Origin of the sequence: Urinicoccus massiliensis, assembly GCF_900120405.1 — a bacterium.
GTDB classification, from domain to species: Bacteria; Bacillota; Clostridia; order Tissierellales; family Peptoniphilaceae; genus Urinicoccus; species Urinicoccus massiliensis.
The window spans coordinates 1-2,460 of the sequence record NZ_LT635486.1 but is presented as its reverse complement, the minus strand read 5'-3'; the positions used below and the strand labels follow the sequence as shown (position 1 = coordinate 2,460).

At 30.9% G+C, this 2,460-nt stretch carries 3 protein-coding genes; 1 reads left to right on the top strand and 2 read right to left on the bottom strand.

From position 1 onward, the window contains the following. On the bottom strand, positions 1 to 151 hold a 151-nt coding region (locus tag BQ7400_RS00100; RefSeq protein WP_180371927.1), incomplete at its 3' end, for a MobA/MobL family protein. 287 nt (positions 152 to 438) lie between these two features. Between BQ7400_RS00100 and BQ7400_RS00095 the strand changes: the two genes are divergently transcribed. Beyond that, a complete protein-coding gene (locus tag BQ7400_RS00095; protein WP_039931474.1) occupies positions 439 to 1,608 on the top strand; it encodes an IS110 family RNA-guided transposase in 1,170 nt (389 codons plus the stop codon). Positions 1,609 to 2,125: 517 nt separating this feature from the next. On the opposite strand, the gene BQ7400_RS00090 is transcribed toward BQ7400_RS00095, so the two are convergent. After that, positions 2,126 to 2,416: a DUF3847 domain-containing protein gene (locus tag BQ7400_RS00090; RefSeq protein ID WP_034544987.1), complete on the bottom strand. Its 291-nt coding sequence runs from the start codon at positions 2,414 to 2,416 to the stop codon at positions 2,126 to 2,128. Positions 2,417 to 2,460: the final 44 nt, after the last annotated feature.

The window sequence follows — 2,460 nt, the reverse complement described above, 5'->3', positions numbered from 1 at the left end:
CTAATACTTTTTCTTTTCTTGTATAGTCATGGGTTACTCCGTCCCATTCATTTTTTATTTTTTCTCCACTTATATATGCTGCACTTGCTACTGCACTTTTGCCTTTTCCTCTTGATATTATGTTTACTGAAAAATGAAAACTGTCTGCCATTTTTATCACTTCCTTATATAATGTATTTAGGTTGTTAAAGGTAACCTATAACCCTTTTTCGACTAAGTATTATTCAGTTTTACTGTATAATATTGTTATTAGATAGAGTGTACTCGTCACTTCCTTGAGATTTAATCTCGTACTTGAAAGAGTGAGTCCTCTAATCTTTTAACTGTTTACGTATAAGTTAGATGTTGACCCTTTCAGGGTACTTCGTATATACCATAAGGCAGTAACGTTATTAGATTTTGAGGTGTCTATCTAAAATACTTTTTTATGAGGTTCAAATGTTTTATTTAGGTATCGATATTGGCAAAAATACTCATGTTGCTTCATTAGTTGATGACAAGAAAAAGGTTATTTTTAAGGCTTTTTCTTTTTCAAATTCTATTGATGGTGCTGAAAGTTTAATCCTTAAACTAGAAGCTTTCAAAAATGAACTCGAAGTTGGGATGGAAGCTACAGGTCATTATTGGTTATCTCTATACTCATATCTTGTTGAAAAAAACTTTACAGTTCGTGTTATCAATCCAATCCAAACTGACGGTTGGCGACAAGGCATTGAGATTAGAAAGAGAAAAACTGATATTATTGATTCTCTTTTAATAGCTGATCTTCTTAGATATGGAGATTTCGTTGAGACTTCACTCTCTAATGAAGATTATTTGTCTTTGAGAAATCTTTCCAGATTTAGGTCCTACCTCATTTCTTCAATTGGCGATCTTAAAAGAAAAACTATTGCACTTTTAGATCAAGTTTTTCCTGAATACGCCTCTTCTTTTAGTAATATTTTTGGGAAGACTTCTAAGGAAATTCTTTCAAATTTCTCTACTCCTTCTGATTTTGAGGATATTAATTCTGATGATTTGAATACTTTTCTTGAATCTGTTTCTAAGAAAAACTATGCTTCTAAGAAGATTGATGAGCTTTCTAAAAAGGCTTCTTCTTCTTTTGGTATTAATTTATGCCTAGATTCTTTTAGTCTTCAAATCAAAATGCTTATTGAGCAAATTTCTTTTATTCAAAATCAGGTTTCTAATGTTGAGAATGAAATTGAGGTTTTACTTGAAAAACTTAATTCTCCAATTACTACTATTCCAGGTATCGGTTCTGTTAATGCAGCTACTATATTAGGTGAGATTGGTGATATTAAAAGATTTTCTAATCCTTCTAAACTTGTCGCTTATGCTGGTTTGGATGCTAGAATTTCTCAGTCTGGAGAATATGAATCTACTTACAATCATATGAGTAAAAGAGGTTCTCCATACCTTAGACGTGCTTTGTTTCAATCTGCTCTTAGAGCTGAATTTTGTGATCCTGTTTTCTCAGATTATTATCAAAAAAAGATTAGTGAAGGAAAACATCATCTAGTTGCTACCAATGCTGTTGCTAGAAAGCTTTGTCATACTATTTTTGCTGTCCTTATTAAAGATGAACCTTATCAAGTACAAAATTAGTTTTTGTTTTATTGCGAACTGATTTTTGAAAAATTACAATTTTAAGGTTAAAAACCTTGCTAACCCTATTTTTAAATTCTTAAACTCTAGGGTATTTTTTCATGCTTATTTTTATTCAGTTTTTATCAATATCAATTCTTATATTTTTAGCATTTTATCTCTTGACTTTTAATAGTTAGTCTTTCTTTCTTGTTGTTTTAGGTGGAGGCTTAAAAGTTTTATTATCCACTTTGTGAATGAGCGTTTTGAAATGATAGAATAGAAAAAGCCGACTACTGAATTAATTTTTGTTGTTTCACCCTTACGGGTACAGGCAGTTAGTCGGCTTAATTGTTTTGTTCATTTCAAATTTTAAAAGTCAAGGGCGAGCTTTAGCGAGTTTATTTACCCTTGACTTTTAAAAAGCGAATGATTGTTGCTCCCTGCAAGGGTTTGGCTCCGCAGGACGCAAGCACCCTTTAGGGTGTATAATTGCGCCCTTAGAAAATCTAAGGGAGATTTGATTATTATATTTCCCCTAATTTTCTCTTATTATTTTTAGTGTTTCTTTAAATTCTTTTGTCTTTGTTGCTTCTTCTAGTAGGATTTTTATTTCTTTATCTGTTAGTTCTTCTGAATTTTCTATAAGGCTTTCTAAGATTGCTCCTCTTGTTATGAGCCTACGTGTTCTTTCTTTTCTTTTTTTCACTATGTCTTGTTTTAATATCTTCTTTTCTTGATTTTTTAGTTGCCTTAATCTTTCTTCTGTATGGTCAATTTTATCTTTTATTTCTTTTGACTCTTGTCTTAGTTGTTCTAATTTTTTCATAAAAAACTCCTTTCTTGTATTAAAAAAAGACGATAGAGTTTTTA